General features: G+C 34.1%; 14 protein-coding genes, 5 pseudogenes and 1 other annotated feature. Of the genes and pseudogenes, 3 read left to right on the top strand and 16 right to left on the bottom strand.

The annotated features are described in order from the left end of the window. Nucleotides 1–433: 433 nt before the first annotated feature. From serS to AC3WSO_RS12790, 3 genes and pseudogenes are all read right to left on the bottom strand, one after another. Entirely contained in the window at nucleotides 434–1,714 is a 1,281-nt protein-coding gene (serS, locus tag AC3WSO_RS12800; RefSeq protein ID WP_492531255.1) for a serine--tRNA ligase, read from the bottom strand. A gap of 76 nt (nucleotides 1,715–1,790) precedes the next feature. Continuing rightward, nucleotides 1,791–2,006: a binding site (T-box leader), on the bottom strand. 592 nt (nucleotides 2,007–2,598) lie between these two features. Continuing rightward, nucleotides 2,599–2,959, bottom strand: a pseudogene (locus tag AC3WSO_RS12795) (MarR family transcriptional regulator). A 120-nt stretch (nucleotides 2,960–3,079) separates the two neighbouring features. After that, the gene (locus tag AC3WSO_RS12790) at nucleotides 3,080–3,796 is read right to left on the bottom strand and encodes a class I SAM-dependent methyltransferase (RefSeq protein WP_492531253.1); all 717 of its coding nucleotides are present in this window, start codon (nucleotides 3,794–3,796) and stop codon (nucleotides 3,080–3,082) included. Between the two features lie 291 nt (nucleotides 3,797–4,087). On the opposite strand from AC3WSO_RS12790, the pseudogene AC3WSO_RS12785 reads away from it, so the two are divergent. Then, nucleotides 4,088–5,514: pseudogene (locus AC3WSO_RS12785) on the top strand (serine hydrolase domain-containing protein). Between the two features lie 623 nt (nucleotides 5,515–6,137). On the opposite strand, the gene AC3WSO_RS12780 reads toward AC3WSO_RS12785, so the two are convergent. From AC3WSO_RS12780 to AC3WSO_RS12750, 7 genes and pseudogenes are all read right to left on the bottom strand, one after another. Continuing rightward, nucleotides 6,138–6,371 carry a hypothetical protein gene (locus AC3WSO_RS12780; protein WP_492531252.1) on the bottom strand — a complete coding sequence of 78 codons (234 nt, stop codon included), beginning with the start codon at nucleotides 6,369–6,371 and terminating at the stop codon, nucleotides 6,138–6,140. Nucleotides 6,372–6,458: 87 nt separating this feature from the next. Further along, entirely contained in the window at nucleotides 6,459–6,893 is a 435-nt protein-coding gene (locus AC3WSO_RS12775; RefSeq protein ID WP_492531250.1) for a hypothetical protein, read from the bottom strand. 196 nt (nucleotides 6,894–7,089) lie between these two features. Further along, nucleotides 7,090–8,307, bottom strand: a complete 1,218-nt coding sequence (locus tag AC3WSO_RS12770; protein ID WP_492531248.1) for a translocation protein TolB — start codon at nucleotides 8,305–8,307, stop codon at nucleotides 7,090–7,092. Nucleotides 8,308–8,715: 408 nt separating this feature from the next. Further along, nucleotides 8,716–8,895 (bottom strand): hypothetical protein, encoded by a 180-nt coding sequence (locus AC3WSO_RS12765; protein WP_492531247.1) that lies wholly within the window; start codon nucleotides 8,893–8,895, stop codon nucleotides 8,716–8,718. A gap of 149 nt (nucleotides 8,896–9,044) precedes the next feature. Next, nucleotides 9,045–9,464, bottom strand: a pseudogene (locus tag AC3WSO_RS12760) (GNAT family N-acetyltransferase). 251 nt (nucleotides 9,465–9,715) lie between these two features. Continuing rightward, nucleotides 9,716–10,357, bottom strand: coding sequence for a 5,6-dimethylbenzimidazole synthase (gene bluB / locus AC3WSO_RS12755; RefSeq protein WP_492531245.1), 642 nt, complete (start codon nucleotides 10,355–10,357; stop codon nucleotides 9,716–9,718). Between the two features lie 532 nt (nucleotides 10,358–10,889). After that, a complete protein-coding gene (locus AC3WSO_RS12750) occupies nucleotides 10,890–11,876 on the bottom strand; it encodes an ABC transporter substrate-binding protein (RefSeq protein WP_492531244.1) in 987 nt (328 codons plus the stop codon). A gap of 132 nt (nucleotides 11,877–12,008) precedes the next feature. Here AC3WSO_RS12750 and AC3WSO_RS12745 point away from each other — a divergent pair. Continuing rightward, nucleotides 12,009–12,161, top strand: a pseudogene (locus AC3WSO_RS12745) (tyrosine-type recombinase/integrase); the annotation flags it as partial. Nucleotides 12,162–12,801: 640 nt separating this feature from the next. Here the strand turns inward: AC3WSO_RS12745 and AC3WSO_RS12740 are convergent. The 5 genes and pseudogenes from AC3WSO_RS12740 to AC3WSO_RS12720 form a co-directional block, all read right to left on the bottom strand. Then, nucleotides 12,802–13,116: a leucine-rich repeat domain-containing protein gene (locus AC3WSO_RS12740; RefSeq protein ID WP_492531242.1), complete on the bottom strand. Its 315-nt coding sequence runs from the start codon at nucleotides 13,114–13,116 to the stop codon at nucleotides 12,802–12,804. Between the two features lie 296 nt (nucleotides 13,117–13,412). Beyond that, a complete protein-coding gene (locus AC3WSO_RS12735; protein WP_492531240.1) occupies nucleotides 13,413–13,706 on the bottom strand; it encodes a putative quinol monooxygenase in 294 nt (97 codons plus the stop codon). A 324-nt stretch (nucleotides 13,707–14,030) separates the two neighbouring features. Continuing rightward, nucleotides 14,031–14,272: pseudogene (locus AC3WSO_RS12730) on the bottom strand (SRPBCC family protein); the annotation flags it as partial. A 45-nt stretch (nucleotides 14,273–14,317) separates the two neighbouring features. Beyond that, entirely contained in the window at nucleotides 14,318–15,328 is a 1,011-nt protein-coding gene (locus tag AC3WSO_RS12725) for an aldo/keto reductase (RefSeq protein WP_492531239.1), read from the bottom strand. A gap of 802 nt (nucleotides 15,329–16,130) precedes the next feature. Beyond that, entirely contained in the window at nucleotides 16,131–16,676 is a 546-nt protein-coding gene (locus AC3WSO_RS12720) for a ZIP family metal transporter (RefSeq protein ID WP_492531237.1), read from the bottom strand. A gap of 1,049 nt (nucleotides 16,677–17,725) precedes the next feature. Here AC3WSO_RS12720 and AC3WSO_RS12715 point away from each other — a divergent pair. Then, nucleotides 17,726–18,001, top strand: a complete 276-nt coding sequence (locus AC3WSO_RS12715; RefSeq protein WP_492531235.1) for a YqhV family protein — start codon at nucleotides 17,726–17,728, stop codon at nucleotides 17,999–18,001. Nucleotides 18,002–18,852: 851 nt separating this feature from the next. Here AC3WSO_RS12715 and AC3WSO_RS12710 read toward each other — a convergent pair. Continuing rightward, nucleotides 18,853–20,652: a S9 family peptidase gene (locus tag AC3WSO_RS12710; RefSeq protein ID WP_492531233.1), complete on the bottom strand. Its 1,800-nt coding sequence runs from the start codon at nucleotides 20,650–20,652 to the stop codon at nucleotides 18,853–18,855. Between the last annotated feature and the right edge of the window lie 175 nt (nucleotides 20,653–20,827).

The raw sequence follows: 20,827 nt of genomic DNA, 5'->3' as shown, positions 1-20,827 counted from the left end.
AACGGTGCGTGTAGAGACAGGTGTTGCTTTGAAATAAAGTTTGAGCAAAAATGCCTCGCAAACCCTTATCTTACGTTAAATAAGAAGAATCCCTTTTGAAAGGGATTCTTCTTTAGCAGTTTTAAGTTAGGTTTTATAAAAAAGTTTGATTATTTTCTACCTGTGTTGCTCCACAATCGCGCCCGATTGCGGAATAGCGGAAAATGCGGAAGAGCTGCAAAATGTCATTTCTAAATTTTTTCTAATACTCCCCATTCTTGATTATAGTAACATCTTTTTTAGTCTCGCTAAATTTCCTTTAAGAAATAATAAAGCATTTTTTTCAATTCCACGGCGTTTACACCACCCAATACTATTAAAAGTATCTGTAAATCGATAAAAAGCAATATAATTAACTGTTAAAGGATATCTAAAATAGCTTTTATCCGTTTTTTTATTTTGGTGCAATTATTTCTATACCACCCATGTATGGCCTTAGAGCTTCTGGAATTACTACGCTTCCATCTGCTTGTTGGTAGTTTTCTAAAATAGCAGCAACTGTACGTCCAATAGCAAGACCTGAACCGTTTAATGTATGAACATATTCTGGTTTTGCATTTGGCTCACGACGGAAGCGAATATTCGCCCGTCGTGCTTGGAAATCCTCAAAGTTAGAGCAAGAAGAAATTTCACGGTACATGTTTTGTGCAGGAATCCAAACTTCTAAATCATATTTCTTCGCTGCAGTAAAACCTAAATCAGCAGTACACATTTTTAGTTTACGATACGGTAAGCCTAGTAATTGCAGTACTTTTTCAGCATGAACTGTTAACAACTCTAGCTGTTCATAAGATTCCTCTGGTTTTACAAAGCGTACTAATTCCACTTTGTTGAATTGGTGCTGACGAATTAAACCACGTGTATCACGACCCGCAGAGCCTGCCTCTGAACGGAAGCACGCACTATAGGAAGCAAAGCCTTGTGGTAAAGCCTCAGCCAGTAAAATTTCATCACGATAGAAGTTTGTTACAGATACCTCTGCTGTTGGAATCATGAAATAATCTGTTTCCTCTAATTTAAATAAATCTTCTTCAAATTTAGGAAGATTTCCAGTACCCGTCAAGCTATCACGATTAACAATGACAGGTGGTAGCATTTCTTCATAACCATGCTCTTCTGCATGTAAATCCATCATAAAGCTCATTAATGCACGTTCCAAGCGAGCGCCAAGTCCACGATAGAATAAGAATCGGCTACCCGTTACTTTTGCGCCGCGTTCAAAGTCTACAATTTGAAGATCTGTAGCAATGTCCCAGTGTGCTTTGATTTCAAAATCAAAAGTTGGTACTTCGCCCCATTTTAATACTTCAACATTGTCATCTTCTGTTGTCCCTACAGGCACAGATTCGTGCGGAACATTTGGTAAGCGCATCATCATATCTTTGAAGCGATCTTCTACATCATTTAACTGTATGTCTAGCTCTTTAATTTCGTCGCCTACCTGACGCATACGTGCAATTACTGCATCTGCATTTTCTTTGTTACGCTTCATCACAGAAATTTGCTCAGATACTTTATTACGTTCAGCTTTAAGTTCCTCTGTTTTAGCGATTAACTCACGACGGTTCGCGTCTAAGCCATCAAAGTCGTCTAAATTTCCTAAATCTTCATTGCGTGTTAACAACATTTCTTTAATTTCCGCGAAATTGTCGCGGACGCGTTTAATATCTAACATAGTTCATACCTCCAGTAGATTGATAATGATGGGAGTAGATGTTTTATAAATGAACACAAAAAAGCCCTCATCCCATGAAAGGGACGAGAGCTACCCGCGTTGCCACCCTAATTGATTAGACATTCGCCTAATCCACTTATCTCATAACGGCATTTCAACCGGCGACAGCCTACTTTACTCACTTCGACTGCGCAACTCCAGGACGGATTCACAAGTGCTTTTATCAGCTTCCACCACCCGCTGACTCTCTGAAAAAAACGTGATTGCTACTACTTCCCATCATCGTGTTCACATATTTAAATTTTAACCATACTATACTATATGAAAACAGATTTTGCAATCTATACCATATGATACAAAATATTCTAGAATTCTTGAATCTCCGGTTAATTCCGGATGAAATACACGCCCCAATAAAATGACCAGTTCGCGCTAAGATAATTTCCCTTCATATTCAGCAAGAATGTCAACATTTTTACCGACTGCTTAAATACGAGGGGCCCGAAGTCTTCAATGGAAAGTTACAATAAAGTAGTAATTAATCTTGCACTAATCTGCCTCCCTTAGTAAACGGCCCTAATGACGTTCTCGTTGTTGCGTTAAAGCACCAGTTTGTTAAAGTGCAGTATTTCATAATCTCACCTGAAAGTTAACATAAATATATAAATATCCAGTTTCATTTAAAACTTTTATTCCAGTAAATGGCCTGATATTTTGTTCAATCCCTAAGTCTATTAAAACGCTAAAAAACCCTACTTTTAAATGGAAAGCAGGGTTTTTTCTTTATATTTAATTATAAGATTTTAAGTTAAAGGACTACACTACATTGAACAAAAATTAAACAACATTTAAAGGTATAAAAAAAGACCGTCTATTGACAGTCCTTATAACATATAATTAAGTAGCTTTTGTTTAAACCCATTCAATACTCTTTTCCGTTCTTCATAACTTTTTTGATCTGCTTCTTCCCAAAGTTCAAGATCTACACCACGTTCAATTAAACAAATAGCATTGTTACATACTTGTTCTTGAAGACATTTTCTCTCTAGTTGTATTGCTGCTAGACCGATATATACTAAAGACATTATTTCCTGGTCATCATCAATACTATATTCATCCGATTATTCTTCTAAGATTTTGAGTTGCTTCCTCAACGGTTTTTCCTTCTTCCAAATAAACAATAAAATCATCTCTGACATCACAAGTAGTATCATCATTAAATATCCCTTTTCCCCAGGCACCCATTTAATCACCTCTGCATTTTTTAAACTTAGCTTAACAGAAAAACCTTATTCTTAAATTTAATTAATAATCAGATTTAGCTATTTAAAAGCTAAAATAGTAAATTCCCATGGTATATTTTCATCAACCACGATGCTCATCAAATTTCATTAATTTGAAACCAGATGTGATTACAGAATTTATTATCTCACTAAGTGTATATAATCTTATAGACACATCAGGAAAGTCCTCTTGTTCATGCTCATCAAAGAAATGCTTATACGCTAAGTCTCCATTTTGTAATTCTTTGTCAAAATAACCTTGTTGGATTTGATATTGGATTTCAGCGTTAGGACCTTTAACTATACATCTTCTTAAGGGATGAAAATCATTTAGAATCATTTCCCCACCATTTTTTAGTATTGAAAGCAGAATAAACATGAATTTATCAATATCATTAAAATAGTGTAATATGCCACCTTCTAAATAAATCATGTCAAAATGACTTCCATACTTTTTTAAGTCAATATCATAAATATCCGTGACAATATAATTAATAGAGGTATTTGCATCTTCTGTTAATTCTAAGGCATATTTTTGATTTTCTACTGAAATATCAAATACAGTTATTTCAGCACCTAATAATGCTAATGGCACTGCTTTTCTGCCATTTGAACCGCAAATATTTGCAATCTTCTTTCCTTCAATATGTTCAAAGTATTGTTGGTGCTTTTTAAGACATGCTCTAGGGTTTTCTAATATATACATAGCCAAATCCTTTGGAGTACCGTTACTTTTGTTCCAAAATTCATAAGCTCGATATTCCCAAGCCTTTTTATTTTTTATGCTTTGTTCATTCATCTTCAGTGAGACTCTCCTCAATAGAACTTTGATAAGCTTTATATATTCGTTATAGTATTAGATTATCCTGCAGCTAAAATGAAAATGACGCTTATCCTTGTTCCGGGATTGCGCCCGATAGTTGAAGATCGTTTTTCTTATTGAACTAACGCATTTGTTCGTTAAGTGTACCTCTTCACAATTACTTGATATAATATAGGTGAATAGAAAGATAAATTAAAATTTAGTTTAGTAGTTGTAAAAGTAGGTTATTTATATTATTCTCTTATAATTTTTCGAAAAGGAGAGTTTATGAAAAAGATTATTGTTTTTGTATTAACGATATTTATTTTATTCTCAGGATTTGCAACACAAAGTTATGCGTTGTCAGATTCGAAATCTGCGGCAATACAAGCGTTGCTAGATGATGCCTCTCGTATTTCAGGTGTGCCGGGAATGTCAATCTCAATACTTGCTGATGATGAAGTGTTCTACTTTTCTTCAGGGTATGCAGACCGTGAAAAGGGGGTGTCTGCAAGTGAAAATACACTCTATGAGTTAGCCTCGGTCAGTAAAGCTTTTACCGGTATGGGTATTATGCTGTTGGAAGAACAAGGGCTGCTCTCAATGACTGACCCTGTCCAAAATATTTACCTTGGTTTACGTTAAAGTATCAAGGGAAACCTGTTGATACGCAAAGCCTTACACTAAATAACTTTCTTCACCATACCAGTGGTCTAACAAATATTAGGCATACTCAAAATATTCCACAAGGCAATACACCGGATATGTTGCAAAATACTGTGGAAATGCTCGTAGATGCTGAATTGGCGTTCCCTCCCGGTGAACAGTATAACTATGGAACCGTTAATTATGACGTATTGGGTTTGGTTATTGAGATTGTGTCGCGACAAAGCTATGAAGACTTTATGAGGGAACAGGTAATTCAGCCGTTAGGTCTTCACCAGACGTATGTTTATAAAGAAGATGCTCAAGCCACTGGACAGTTGGCACAGGGCTACCGTTCTTCCTTTTTTATGACAACCCCATTTAAAGCTCCAGATTATGCTGGGAATAAACCCGCAGGCTACATCATTTCTAATACAAAAGATATGGCGCGTTGGATGGGCATACAGATGGGTATTGTGCAGGACATACCCGAAATATTTCACACGGTTATCGAAAAATCACATAGGGGTGATATATCTGTCTCGGCTGTCAACGATATGTATTATGCGGCAGGCTGGTCGGTAAACGCCAACCAAACGATTATAGAACACACTGGGGGTAATCCAAATTTCAGAACCGAAGTAGCCATACTGCTAAATGAACGAACAGCCGTCTGCTTGCTGAGCAACGGCGCAAATACCAATATAAACCTGGTACTAAAAGTTAAAGATATATTAGACGGCAATCTAACTCAGTCATATGAAATAAGCGGCACACAGCTTTTGGATATCATTTTGTCGTCTATCACTATTATTCTTTGCCTATTGGCTGTTCTGCTATTTCTCTTAGGATTACGAAAAAGGAAAATGAATGAGCGGCAGCCAATGACAAAAAGGAGAATAATCGTAACAGTTATTTTCCTGATCGCTACGATTGCCCTTGGTATACTGTGCTGTGCTTTCGATTGGTCAACGATACTTATTTGGCGAACATATAGTGTTCTTACAGCTTTGATTTCGTCAGCATTATTAACAGCCAGCATTACATGGTTTGTATACACTCACCGATAAAATACCTCGCTCCCAAGATAAACATAATGTTAAGTAATTAAATTTAAATGTATCGGTATGCTTAATTTGAAAAACATAAGACACTTCGGTGTCTTTTTTAATATCATCGACAATTTTCCCAGTCAAACCTAATTACTATTGCTTCCACTAACCTCCTCCGTTCGTGGAATAAGGATTTTTAAACAACTATATTATTTTTTAAATGACTTTATTGTAAATTAAATAACAATATTATTTTTGCACAAGCGTCGTGAGGTAACATTTCTTAAAAGACTGTTATTCAACAATCTGGCCCGTTTGTTGAACAAAAACATCCTGCATATCAACACAGGATGTTTAATCAAACTTTATTATAAATTATCGAACTTTGTTTTAAATGATCAAACTTTTTTATAAAACTACACAAACCAGTATTTTTATAAATAAAAGAGATATTGATTGACCGGTTCTACAAAAAAAGACCAACTTTTGTTGGTCTTCATCTACGAATTAGTCGTAGTGGGCTAATTGCTATTCTAGAATATAAAAACAAATTATCTTCTATTTACTCAAAAAGAACTCGGTGAAATAGCTTAGTGCTGCTTTTAACGGGAGTTTCCATTAATAATTGGGGAGTCCCTTTTTTAGTTCGCTAAAGGGAAATAATAGAAATACATATAGATTAGAGCAAAAATAGTAGAATCAACTTCTTCAAGAACCTGTTTTACTTCTTTAATTTCAGTTTCTACACCATCAAGACGTTGGTTCGTTTCCTGATGTATTTCCTGTACTGCAATAATGCTATTGTTCATTTTAACCATTGTTTCGTTCATTTGTTTCAGCATTTCCATTAAAATCCTGTCTTTGTTGTTTGTCATTTTGACACTCTTTATATTTTGATTTTACTATAACCGTCCGATTGCTTCAGTGGTAAAGCACACGTTAGTTCAATAAGGAATAGCATGTTAATGGTATTGAAACCAAACAAACCATCCTTTTTCCTTACTTTTAGCTAAAAATATTTGCCCCTGGGCTAAATCAGCTCCTGGTGCTTTTGGGAAATCTAAACGTACAAGCCAAGACTTTTCAGCAATTTCTTTGCCACAAAAGGTTTTTGCCATTCCAAAATAGGCTTCTTCTTCTTTATTACCAACTGTATTGAGAAAAGGTTTGGCAGTTACTACATTCCACTTAGTATACATATCAGGAAAGCCATCTATACCAATTCCATAAGTTTCTGGTATTAAAGTATTTAACGCTTCTATTACATTTTTTTTATCCTTAAGCGATGTTTTCTCTAAATCACTTAATACAGGACAGTTTTTAGGCTGTGCATAAGATTCAAATGGCACAATAGTAAATAAAGATATGATTAAAATCAGTGCATAAAGTTTTTTCAAGATAAATTCACCTCTTTTCTTATCTTCCCGAATTAGAAAAGTGTTATCCATCCTTCTTCAAGTAACCTGCTCCGATAGTTTGAAGGTAAGTAGGATTATTTTCTTCATTAAAGTGTCCCCTTTTTCACCGAGATCAAGGATTGTAGTTCGCCCCCTTTACTGAAATAATGAAAAATAAAATCTGCGGTTGTTTCAGTTACTTTTTATAGAAAAAGGTTGGAGGAGAATCTAAATTTCTTAACCACCGATGTTCTTGAGCATCCATACTATCTTTAATCCAAACATCTCCTTGGTCTTCTTTTTCAGATGTTCGATACCAAGTAATAGTTGAACCAACTACTTGAGGTGTATTATCTATTTTATTGTTCTTTGGAAATGTAAGCTGCTTTTGTTCTCCTGATCCAAGATTAATTACATACAACGCTGTAAACATAGTTGGAACTGGTCCCACTTTCCACGCTTTGTTTTCTTTCGCCCGAGCAACAATTATTTCATCTGGAGAAAGCCATTCTAAATCTAGGTCTACATATCCTTTAGGTGTGTAGTCTTTTTGTTTATTCAATGTAGGAATCTCGGTAACTGTTGTACTTTTGTTTACAACAAAAAATCTGCCTTCACCAGATATGAAGGCTAGTTGATTTTTTGTAGGAGCCCACTTTATCCATTTTTCATACCCAAGCATTTTCCCTATAACTTGAAATTGATCTCCAACTGATGAAAGTACAGCTAATGTATTGCTATCATTAGACCAAGACGCAGTTGGTGCTAATAGAAAGCTAACCCAGCTCCCATCAGGGCTCCACTTAAAATAATCTGCATCAATTGCAAATAAGTCGGTTGTATTTGTTTGAATGGTGTAAAAAGGCTTGATTTTATTCGTATCTAGATTGGCATCTACGGGTACTTTAAAAAGACGAACTGGTTCCCATCCAGTAGGAAGTAAATTAGATTGAGATGAAACGATAAACGCTTTTCCGTCGGGGAACCATTCAAAATCACTAACACCTAGGGATACATTTTCAAAGCCGTGTGGTCGTCCATTTTTTGATTTTGTAACATTTAGGATACCTCTCGAATTGTAAGCTAGTTGATTTGATGTTGGCGACCATTTTATTTGACTTGTTTCAATTGATGGATACGGTTGATAGCTTTCCTTTTTCTTCAAATCATAAATATACAGATACGTTTTTTCTCCATTCTCGTCACCTGCTAAATAGGCAATAAACTGACCATCTTTGGACCACTTTGGAGAGGATACATACTGACCTGTTGTAAGCTGTATTTCTTTATCTCCCTCCTTCATCCATAGCTGATGATTTCGTATATAAGCAGCTTTAAGAAGAATTTCAGCAGAAGCATCTATTGAAAGATTAAAACTAACGACTAGTATTAATAATAAAATTCTAATTGTCATTTATCACACCTCTCCTTTTTTTCGTTTCCCGACCTCTTTTTAGAGATATTGTTTCCAAACATTGTTCAATTATTCTGCTCAGTTAGTTGAATAAAGAAGAAGGTTATGTTAAAAGAAAAGGTTGATTTATAACATTAAGGAATCCGCTGACTTTTGAACAGCATTCAAAGCTTTGTTGTATCTAAGTTCAAACGATAGTGCATAAAAAGGTGTATATGAATGAAATACAGAAAAACACTTAATACATTGGTATGACAACGTTTTAAGTGTTTTATTTCGTCCCAAAACCTTTGTTTGGGAACGTTATTTTGTATATGATTGTATAGCTTAAATAAACGTATCAATCGAACTCGCATGTAGGCTTTACTTGCTGTTGTGCTTCTGCTTTTAAAGTATCGATTGTTTATTTTATCCGACTTTAGATTGAATGTTTTTAGTGTTCTTTTTTAATCCCGTTGCAACCCCAATCATACAAAATGTTATTGCAAGAGAAGACCAATCGAAAGTGCCTAACATAACTAAATCATAAGTAAAAGTGATAATAGCAAGAACTGCGATAGTGTAAAAAAAGTAAAGTAATAATTTCATAATAAATACCTCATATATTAATATAATCATACAGATTGTAACTTTATTCCTTTTTTGTTTCTATATCAGTCAAATAATTTCTAAACAAGTTCCAAAACGTCGTTTAGAAAGCTTTCTTCATAGAGTCACCAAAGTCTGATTCGATCTTGTCATGTCATTCCATAGCAAATACCATCATAATAGAATCCTTTGGTGAAAATGATACTCTTAGTTGTCCCTCTTTTAGGATACCTAACTTCTCATGCAAGTGCATCGATGGAGTAATCTAAAGAGAAGAAACGAACCATAAGGATCATTTCTTTAGCGTACCCATTACCTCTGTATGGTTCAAATACAGCTAAATAATAATCGAAGGTTCCATTTTTTCGATCACAATCAAATGTTTCAATTATATCAACAATATTATTGTCTCTATCAACTGCAATAAAACGGAATTCATCGTCCTCTTCCAGTTGTCCTTCTACCCATTCTCTCATTTTTACAGCTGAACGAGGAAAATAAAGTGAGTCCATATTTCGTAGAATCTCATCATCTAATGATTCAAATATTATGATATCTTTAGGTTGAATAGCTCATAGTGTAAGTTTTTTTTCTGTCCAATAAGTAACTGCCATTATAACTTCCCCACGGTATTTTCTAGATATGTAAATGTAGCGAGTTTGAAATCCCTCCCTTTTTAACAGCATCTTTATACTATTCTGGCTGTTTATTAATAAGTCCTTCTTAAATTAAACTACTTCATTAGTTCAATAAAGAAAAAAGAGTTGCCTATGCAATTCAACATTATTCAATTAACTCACCCTGATAGATTAATAAGTCTTTAGTTTTGTCCCCATTTATTTTCGAAAATAAGATGTTCTAAAGAACGTCTTTTTTCCCAATTAGCTAACTCTAAAATGGGCTTTTCTGGGTAATTTTCAGTGTAACCGATTGATATAAGAGCAATGGGATCGATGTGTGGTGGTATTTCTAAAATGTCTCTAATATCATTCTTTTTATAAAAACTTACCCACCCCATCGCAAGTCCTTCAGCACAAGCTGCTAACCACATATTTTGAATAGCACAGGCTGTTGATAATATATCTGTTTCAGGAATTGAATTTCGTCCTAATACATGGGAACCTCCTCTTGTAGGGTCACATGTAACACAAATAGTGATAGGAGCTTCTTTTAAACCCTCAATTTTTAAATCAAGGAATTTCATTTTTTTCCCCCCATCATAATGAACAGCTAATGCTCGGCTTTCTTTTTCTGCTGCCCAAGCCAATTTTTCTTTAATTTCGTCAGCGGAAATCAAAATAAAGTTCCAAGGTTGCATAAATCCTACTGAAGGTGCATGATGAGCTGCATTTAATATTCTATGTATAATGTTTTCAGGGATAGGAGTTGATAAAAAACTTCGAATATCTCTCCTATTATAAATAACTTTATAAATAGACTCTCTTTCTTCATTAGAAAACATAAATTTCTCCCCTTTTCTTTACAAAAATATTTATTATTAATATTAACTAATTTTTCATTATTCTGCCACGTAAGTTGAAGTAAAAATGCACCGAAAAGCGTGGTTTGGGTATGTTTGTCCTTATCGTTGTATCCACATAAATCTGTCTCCACCTCCTCTTACTTCGGATTAACATTCGTCAAATCGATTACCACAATTCCGTTCAGTTTCATATATGGATAATGGCACCAATAATAATAGACCAGTTTAAAGACACTTTTTCTAATACAGTCTCTAGAACTGTTTTCAATAAAATCTGTGCCACACAATTATGTTTTTTTAATCAACTACTTATGAAATATATCATAGACGGCTTGAACGAAATCTTAACAATGAATCAAAATGTTAAAAATTCACTAATCAAAAACACCCCATTAAGGTTAGTACTTTCCTTAACAGGGCATTCTACTTGTTTCTTTAATGGTAATCTTGACTTCATTAAATCAACCTATTATTTGGAACATGGGAAAACCCTACTGATTGAAGTCTTACTTTATTGTTTTTGTACTAATTTAATAATTTGTTCTGCCATGTGTTCTGCTTGATTGATAACAGAGATTGGATCTGCTAAGAAGAAGTATTTTCCATCGAATGTAATTACTTTGTTATTTTTTACAACATCCAAATTATCCCATGTAGAAGTCGTTTCATATTTTTGATCATAATCTAAAATACCTGCATAATCACCTACATAGTCACCTACAATTTCCCATGAAATACGTTGCTTCTGCCAATCTCCGTTGCTATCTTCAATTAGCTTTTGAATAGATGTTGGTGGTGAAAGGTTTAATAAATCATACATCGCTTTACCACCTGAGTTACCACTTGGAATCACCGCAATTTCTTTATCTGTTAACGTAAAGAGTGAGAATGTTATGCCTTCTGGGATTTCGGCTTTGATTTTTTCTTCAGCTACCTTTGCACGCGCCGTGTAATCTGCTATAAACTTCTTCGCATCCTCTTGGTGATTTAACATTTCGCCAATTGCTGTAATTTCTGCTTCCACACTGTCGTAGCTAGCCGTACTGAACACAATCGTTGGTGCAATTTTTTCATATTGCTCTACATTTTTTTCAGCAAAGGTAATAATTAAATCTGGTTTTAGACTAGTAGCTGTTTCTAAAGATACAGCATCTTCATTTCCTAAATCTACAATGTCCTGTCCTTGATAGTAATCTTTTAAAAATTCACCATAACCAATGACCTTTGTTGTTGAAGCAACTGGTACAACACCTACAGCTAATACGTGACCTAAATCCCAATCCACAATTACACGTTGCGGGTCTATTGGCACTTCTACTTCACGCCCTACCGAATCTGTTACAATATGTGTTGTTTCAGTCGCTGTGGATTCCTTGTCACCATTTGTACCTTTCTGTTCTCGAGATTTATCCTCATATTTGCTACTACAAGCCGCCATTATTAGCAGTAGACTCATTAACAACATTACCAATACAGGGTTTTTTATGTACTTATTCATTATCCTTCTCCTTTAACTGTTTATAGTACATTATTATATTGAAAATGATTATCATTATCAATAGATTGTTTTTAAAAGTTATTGGACTATAAATTGTTAGCAACAACAGATCTATGACGTTCTGAACTTGTTTCATTAACATGGGAACAAGTTCATTTGGAGACTGAAACAATTCGAATTGATGGAAAAGGAAAAAAAGAACGGATATTGCCCCTTCATCCACACTTAATGCCGCTTCTGGCATTCTATAAAGCTTCTTTAAGAGCATATCAAGAAGATTTCTGAATCTATCCTGGAGGCCATGACAAAGGCTAATAAAAACTTCCAAGAATTTGATCTTAAGTTGTATGAAAGTATTTTACTGGGCTAGTAAACAAACGTATATTGCACTTGGTAATATGCTAACTGCCACAGTATTAATCGGAATAGATTCTTCTCCCGTGGAAGGTTTTAACAAGGATGAAATAACGGAAATTATTGGAAGTTAGGAACTATTAAATAGTGGAAAATTTGGTGTATCCGTTATGGCAGCTTTCGGATACCGATCTCAAGAACCAGAGTTTGAAAAATCAAGACTAAGTCGAGAAAAAGTTGTTCAATAGATTGATTAATTATCCATATGAATTTTGTATAACTTGTTTGTAAAGAATTTTAGATGCTAATCGGTGTTATTGTAAGTCAATTGAAAAGTCGATTCTTATAGTATAGAATCGACTTTTTACTCTGATTATGTTGTTAGAAAAGCACTATAATTGTTGGTTTAGAATAAAGTTTGCTTGAAAATAACTTTAAATCCTTTATTTCACGGCAAAACAAAAGCCATTGTTTTGAAAAAAGATTGATCAAAACAATGCTTCTCTTTAAATTTTAAAACAATTTTTTATAACAAAGTTAGTTTGATTTTTTTAAGACTTCTTAAATACAATTATAGATAAATAATACACCTTTTTTCTTCTAATGCACCTAACCACTTTGGTATGTTTAATTGATGGTTCCATCTAAGATCCAGACGTTCTAACCCCTCAATTTCCAGCAACGATTTTGGTAATTCCGTTAGAAGATTACTTCTTAGATCAATTTTTAATAAATTCTTCAATTGTTCAATCTCTTCAGGCAATGTGGTCAATTGATTATGTCTCAAATACAATCGTCTTAACCTAAAAGATTTATGTAACGAATGAGGTATTTCTTTTAATTCATTTGTCTTCCTCCTTTTTTTTTGGAAATATAATCTTAACATAAACCTTGTTGGATAAACGCCAACGTTAGCTCAATAACTATTTTAAATCAATTCTTGAGTAGATTTTATTATAGGTCGTACCATCATCATTATAAAATATGGGTCGGAGATAGGTTCGTAACGGTGTTTGTTTATCATTTTGGGATTTTCTATTGGGCAACACTCAAATATCTCAGAATGACCTAAACTCTTTGCTTATCTTCCATTACCCCTAGGTTGTTCAGTATCCAAAGTTTGATAACTCACAATTAAAGAAGCACCATTCAGCATATTGAACGGTGCAAAAGGAGTTCTCGTTAAGAGTTTAATATTTGTAAACGATGAATCTCTTGTTTTTCAAGTAGCGGGTCTGTTTGCTGGCTACAATATTTATAATGTTCAGTATTAATATGAAAAGTAAGCGCGTTTTCATCTTTCCATCTTTCGTAAAAAACAAATGTATCGCTATTTTCAACAGATTCGTGAAGAATATATTGAATGCAGCCATCCTCGATTCGAGATGCCTCAACCAAATTTAATAACTCTTTTTTTAGCAGTTCACCTTTTCCTGATTTAGCTTTTAAAACTGCATTGATTATAATTTCGTTCATTATTTTTCCTCTCCTTGTTAAGGACATATTATCCTCTTATTCATACAGAATTGAATCATTAATGCCTTTTGTAGTATGTTTCCTAAAAAATGGATTCCGTCGTTTATTAAAATCAATTCATGGATCACCCGAATCAACACTGAGAATAATCCTCCTCTTCAGTGCTTGCAAGCAACAATACCCCCACAGTGTACGAACTAAGTTTGTTACCTACTGATATCAGATCGGTCTTAATATCAAGACAGTACGCACTAAGACGAACAGCCAAGGCTTTTTTGAAAAAGCTCTTGGCTGTTGAAGCATCTTTAGATATAAAATTCAATATTTCTGAGATTTAGTAATTAGTGTGAGTAGCCATGTAACCAGAAACGGTCCCTTCATAATTGAATAAGTGTAGTAACGCTCCTTATTGTTAAATGCTATTAAACGCTCTACAATCGCATCACGATCAGAATTAGCTAAATGATGCACACGTCCACCCTCACTTACCTCACTGCTTGGTATATAAAGTAACCAGTTCTGAAGGAAGTCAAATCTCTTAATAATCTCCAGGTCTGTTCAGGTGAAACTCAAATTTTAATAGATGTGTATTTGCCTTTTCATTACTATTTTTATTTAACATCGATTGGAAGTGGTGCATTAGGTGCTACTAGTTTTTGTTCACGCATTTCTTCCCAGAATGCTGTCGGAATTACCGTGTTCAATGCAACTTTGTCTTCTGCAATTCGCTCTGGTTTACTTGCACCAGGAATGACAGCAGCAACTGCTGGGTTCGCCAATGAAAATTGTAAAGCAGCCGCCTTGATGCTAATTTGATGTCGATCTGCTATATGTTTGATTTTCTCCACTTTCGCCATAATTTCTGGTGACGCTTTTTGATATTCGAAGTGAGTGCCTCCCGCAAGAACACCTGAACTATATGGGCCACCAACGACAATGTCCATGTTATTTTTTTTAGCTGTAGGCATTACTCGTTGTAGCGCACGTTCATGGTCTAATAAAGTGTAACGACCAGCCAGCAAGGATACATTAGGCTTTGCTTCTTCCAGGTCCAGCATGAGTTCAATTGACTCTACTCGGTTTACTCCAAGTCCCCACCCTTTAATGACTCCTTCATCACGTAAACGTGTGAGAACACGAAATGCCCCTGTTCGAGCAGTTTCAAATTGTGCAATCCATTCATCGCCATAAAAGTCTTGCGCTAAATCATGAATAAAAACAAAGTCTAGATGATCTGTTTGTAAACGTTTCAAACTATCCTCGATAGAACGAAGAGTTGCATCAGCACTATAATCATTGATAATTTTATTCTTACGGCCGAATTCAAAAAGCCCACCTTTTTCACCTAAATCACGTGCAGATGGATCTTCTAATTCATCTGAAATAATTCGACCTACCTTTGTACTTAAAACATACTCATCACGATTTCTTTTCGATAATGCTTCACCAAGACGAATCTCCGCTAAGCCGGAGCCATAAAGCGGAGCTGTGTCAAAGTAACGAATACCACTCTCCCATGCCGCATCTACAGTTGCTATAGCTTCTTCTTCCGGGATATTACGGTACATATTACCAAGCGGCGCAGTACCAAAACCTAGTTTTCCTTTCAGTAAATCTCTCATTTAAAGAATCCTCCTAAAAATTTATAGTAAGAATTGGATTGAATTGTGTGAATAGATATAAAAATCAATGACTGAATGATATTTTATCACCTGACTTGATAAATCGTTTAACAAGAAAAAAGTACACACTATAAAATACCTTATTACACATCTCCGTCTTACAAGTGTCATTATGAAATATATTTAACACGATGAAAAGTACGTACTTAAAAGTGCTTTAGAAACAAAAAAGTACCCTATGTACCTTTTATAAAAGTAAAAAAACTTAAACAGCTTGAATTAAAAAGTTTATGCCTGATATAGCTCAAAATATATTAACAACAATAAGGAGATGATGTAGGGTTCTTCATAAGGTTACAATGTTCCACCTGAAGTCGAATATTTACTTACCGAGGATGTTATCTTTAGATAAAATATAAGTTTTTTGTTTACACAGTAAAGTTGCCATCCCTGTAATCACATATATTACAATTTCAATCCTAGAACGTTTTCTTTCTAACCTGTTATTTTTCAGTTGACTGAAATATATAGCCACATTTTCATTGTTTACTTATAGGGGATAATACCTGAGAGAGAAATTTTAATAATATTCGAATACAGTTTGTTTTCAAAATTAAGGAGACACAAAAAAGGATTGAACAAAAAATATCAATCCAAAAAGTACAAACATTTAATTATAATAACTTCAGATAGAATCCTATTATCCCTAGTCCTACTAGAATATAAATTAAAACTTTTAATGTTGAAGATTTGATTAATGCTGGGTATAAAATTTCTGATACTGTAACCATAAAAATTATGCCTATTGTCTTAAAAAACTACCAATAAAAACGCCTATAGAAACTGGAATGGATACAATAAGGGAAATTAAAAAACCAATCAAGATATTTGAACCTGCTAAATTCATAGGAATAAACAAAATAATTCCTTCTGGGATACTATGGAATAAGAGTGTTTGTAATAAAGTCATTGTAAATTCGGGTTCTTGATTTGCACCTAAAACAATTCCCATAGGTATATTGTGAACCGAGAAACTAAACACTAATATTAAACCAGTACGAATATACAGTTTTTTCATTGAATTACTCTTTATATCTTGTTTATTGTGCAACCGATTATGCAATACTTCGAATATGAGCATCCCTATAGTAAATCCAATGAAGGTACTTAACCAACCACCAGTTTCAATTGCTTCTGGGAAAATTTCGAAACTAATTAAGCCCAAGATAATACCTGCACAGAGTCCATAAATGATATCTACCTTCTGTTGCAACCCCTTAAAAAGCCAAGCTATCGTTCCACCTAACAATAGCCCTGAAGACGTACATAAAAAACCTAGTAGCCACATTCCACATTATCACCTTTCAATGGTTATAATTAGTGGTATGATTAACTAGTTGATTTTAGCACACCAGTCAATTTTATTTAACTAAAGAACAAGCTTTCTTTTTTCCAATTCATATTTATCAGGGGCTGATGGCAGTATAAAATCAGGATAATATTGTGTTTACTCTTGTTATATTCGTATTTTCCTAAAGGGCGTACTTCTTTATCTATATTTGAGTTAAACAACATATCCTTTAATTTGAAAAGTTTTCGTGTCCACATTATTTCCCCCGACTCTTAAGGAATTCCAGTTTTAAAACAATTATATATAAAATCATTATTCAACTACTTGTAATGAGATTTTGTAATCGGCTAAGTTCATCAATCTAATGAATAATTTTTAAAATTATCGGACAAATCTACATTAAACGATAATTAGCATTCTTTAAACGAATAATCCCCTTTTGAACGATAAATTATAGGACCTCCCCGTTAACTTGAAAGTGGTGGCCAAGGTATTTATACTATGTAAACTAAAATTATTTGGCGAGCATAAGGGCTTGAATGCTTCAACTACCCATAATATTTGTACTTTTATATGGACAAGAATCTACAGACAAATTAAAAATGATGTTACTTATGACTATCTTCTTTCTTATCAACAATGCACTTATGTTTGCTTGTGGTTTTGTTCAACTTCCGTTACTTAAACCTTTTATTTAACAGCTTGAATAATAGCTGAGACATCGTTTTTTGGTTCATTTGAGATTTTGTAAAGCCTGCATCTTTTAAAAGTACTATCTTTCCCATAAATCTTTAGGATTTTATTATATGCACCTATACTATTTCCTTTTAAAAACAGAAAAAGGATTTATAAAACTGATCCCATTAATAAATTCTTTGAAGAACTTTTAACTAGAAAATCACTTATAAAATTAATACTATAAAGCATAATTGAATATTTGATACGAATAATACATATATTGGTTTTAGTATTTTATTAAATTAGAACTCTATAATTATCCAAATGATGGATTTATAATATGAGGGAAAATTATCTATAAAGATAGGATGATGACATTTATTGAAAAATCGGTTCTTGCTATGGTTATTTTACGAGTATTGTCTGGAAGTATTGAAGTAAGTGCTGGATTGTTGATGCTAAAGTTGAATAATTTAGAAAAAGCCTTCTATATTAATACAATGCTTGCATTGGTTGGTCCAACAGTTTTAATCGTAACGACAGCAATTGCATTATTTGGACTAGCTGATAAAATTCCTGTGACGAGAATCATTTGCCTATTTACGGGAATAACACTTATTATTATTAGCTCACATGTTAAGTAATATGAACATTCCATTCTTAATCCTTGCTAAACTTCTTAATTACAAACTCACATTTATTAGCCATAATTGATTTTCCTTTCTAAATAATACCTTTTGATTATTCTTCCTAATAGTGTTCATTAGTTTGCTGTAGAGTGTGACGACGCTGCGTTTGCGTTTTTTTATGTATAAGGAACCTCTACCTGCACAAATTTATATTGAGTGTAATTTCACTTTATCACCGATTAATATTTCAATTTCTTGTATTAATGATTGTAATTAAATAGTGGCATAAGTATCCAAAAACGCTTATTTTTAAAGTGTTTTAGTATTCCCTTGTTTCATTTTAGTTATGGTAAGGTCATAAAAGGTTTCATTCGTGATTTTAAAAAAAAGATAAAATTCGTGTTTTATTCAATTGATAGAGTATCCAGCTGATGGACGAATCGCATTTTTGGTATTTAAACACGAATGTTTGTAGTGGTTATATCTAAAAATGTTCGTTAATTTTATTTGTCAGGAATTTTTGCCAAACAAATCAGCACTTCCCTGTCTTGAACTGTATTAATATCAGGGAGAGTAAATCCTTACTGTGGTTTTCCGCACAGCAGCACAATCCATCCCTAAAATCTAATACAACTTGATATGATTTGCTGAAATATCTTCAAGTGGATTCGATCCTTCACTAGCACATGTGTGGAGTTTATGTGGTAACACAAGGGATGTAGGTTGATTTATGAAAAAGACTAAGTTCTATCATAGTAGAACTTAGTCTTTTTTTAATTCCAAACAGTTTTCCATCAACATACACACTTAGTACTTAAAGAATGGTTTTCTTCCCAGTCGAGTTCTTTTGTCAATGATACGTATCGTTATGCTTTCACTTTAGATCCAACGAATTGATTATAAAATGACAGGATTTTTTGATAAACAGCAATTTCATTTTCTTTTTTAGAGAACCCATGTCCTTCGTTTTCAAGAAGCATGTACTCGACATCACGACCTTTATCTTTTAAAGCTTGTACGATTTGATCAGATTCTTCTTTCACAACACGTGGGTCATTCGCTCCTTGGATAACGAGCATTGGTTTGACCATGGTTTCTAAATACGTTAATGGAGAGTATTCAATGAGTTTTTGCTTGTCTCTTTCAGGATTTCCTACCCATTGATCCATAATTGGCTTCCAGTCTTCAGGAACCGAGTTGATAAATGAGAACAAATCAGAAGGACCGAATATGTCCACTACGGCTTTGAAATACTCAGAATGTCTACCATGAAGCAATAAGGCCATGTATCCTCCATAACTTCCGCCCATCAATAAAATATTGCCTTTTACCGCGTAGTTATTTTCGATGAGCCAGTCGAGACCAGCTACATTATCAAGGCGTGGGCCGTGTCCCCAATCTCCTTCTACCATTTTCGTGAAAGCCAATCCATAACCTGTCGAACCACGGAAATTCGGAGCAAAGATGCTATACCCATGATTTAAAAAGAATTGGAAGGAAGCTCTAAAAAACTTACGCTCTGCAGCTTGCGGACCACCATGCGGCCAAAAGATGATTTCACCATTATCATTTTCCTTTTTAGCTTTGAAAAATAAGGACTCTATTTCAAGTCCGTCAAAGGAAGAATAAGTAATCACATCCGGCTCAACTAATTCGCTTTGCTCTACACCTGGAACTGTGTATTCCGTTAAAGATGTCCATCCATTTTCCTTAAATTGATAAATATTATGCGGCTTTGTAGCACTTCTTCCTAATAAATACAAACTACCGGATTTTGTGACTATAAGCTTTTCGATGACACTGCATGGTGAATCTAGTTCTTCCCAATTATTCGATCGCAAATCATGCTTGTATAAATGATCTTCTATACCTTTTTCACTGATTACATATAGGCATTGCTTTTCTTTGTTATATTTCAACGAAGTAAAGCTTTCATTCTCCAAATCTCTCACTTTTACAAACTCATTTGTCTCTAAATTATACGAAGCCAAATACGTAAAATCAGCATCGTAATCCGTTAATAAATAGATGAGCTCATCGGATACAAAAACTGCGTCACTGACCGTATGTTGTTGATCTGTTGGCGGTGTCAGGAGAATATGTTTCTCTCCTCGTTTGGCGTATATGAGTGTATACGTATTAGCAAAATGTTTATAGTAGAGAGCTACCTCTTCATTCGGGCTAAAATCGATTAAAAAAGTGGGCGCATCTTTTCCCTCAAGAACTGTTTCTTCCTCACCAGTCTCCAAGTCATAGACATATGCATTTAAATACGTAGGATTTCCTTTCGAAGATGTATAATAAAGCTTGTTCCCATCTTCTGATAAAATTGGCTTAGCATTGCGAGTTCCTTCTTCATAAATAATTTTCTTCATTGTCCCACCTTGAAGAGGAAGTCCATAAAATTGCGTATTTTCGTCCCCGTTCTGGTCAAAACCAGCAATGATGAATCTTCCTTGTTTATCATAGAGAAGGCCTTGACAGCTCTGGTCAATAAAAGTAAGCGGCGTCGGGAATGTATTTGGTAAATTCATGGCCCATAGATTAAACTTGCCACTTAAATTTGTACTGAAAACTAGTTGTTTTTCATCTGGACTAACCGCAAAATCACCAATCGAAAATGTTCGTAAAAATTGTTCTACATCTGGTTTAGAAAAAGATATCATAATGAAAACTCCCTCCTTTTTTAAATTGAGCAAAAAGTCTATCTTTTTATACAATACCATTATTACGCATTAATGTATAATTCATGGTGATTAATTTTATCTAAACTTTGATGATAAAAGTTAACATCATAATACTAGTTATAACTCAGTGATTGAATAATATCTCCGTTTAGTA

The organism is Lysinibacillus sp. EB106-09-02-XG168 (assembly GCF_058791475.1).
The sequence above is the reverse complement of the archived record's forward strand: the minus strand, read 5'-3'. Positions and strand labels throughout refer to the sequence as shown.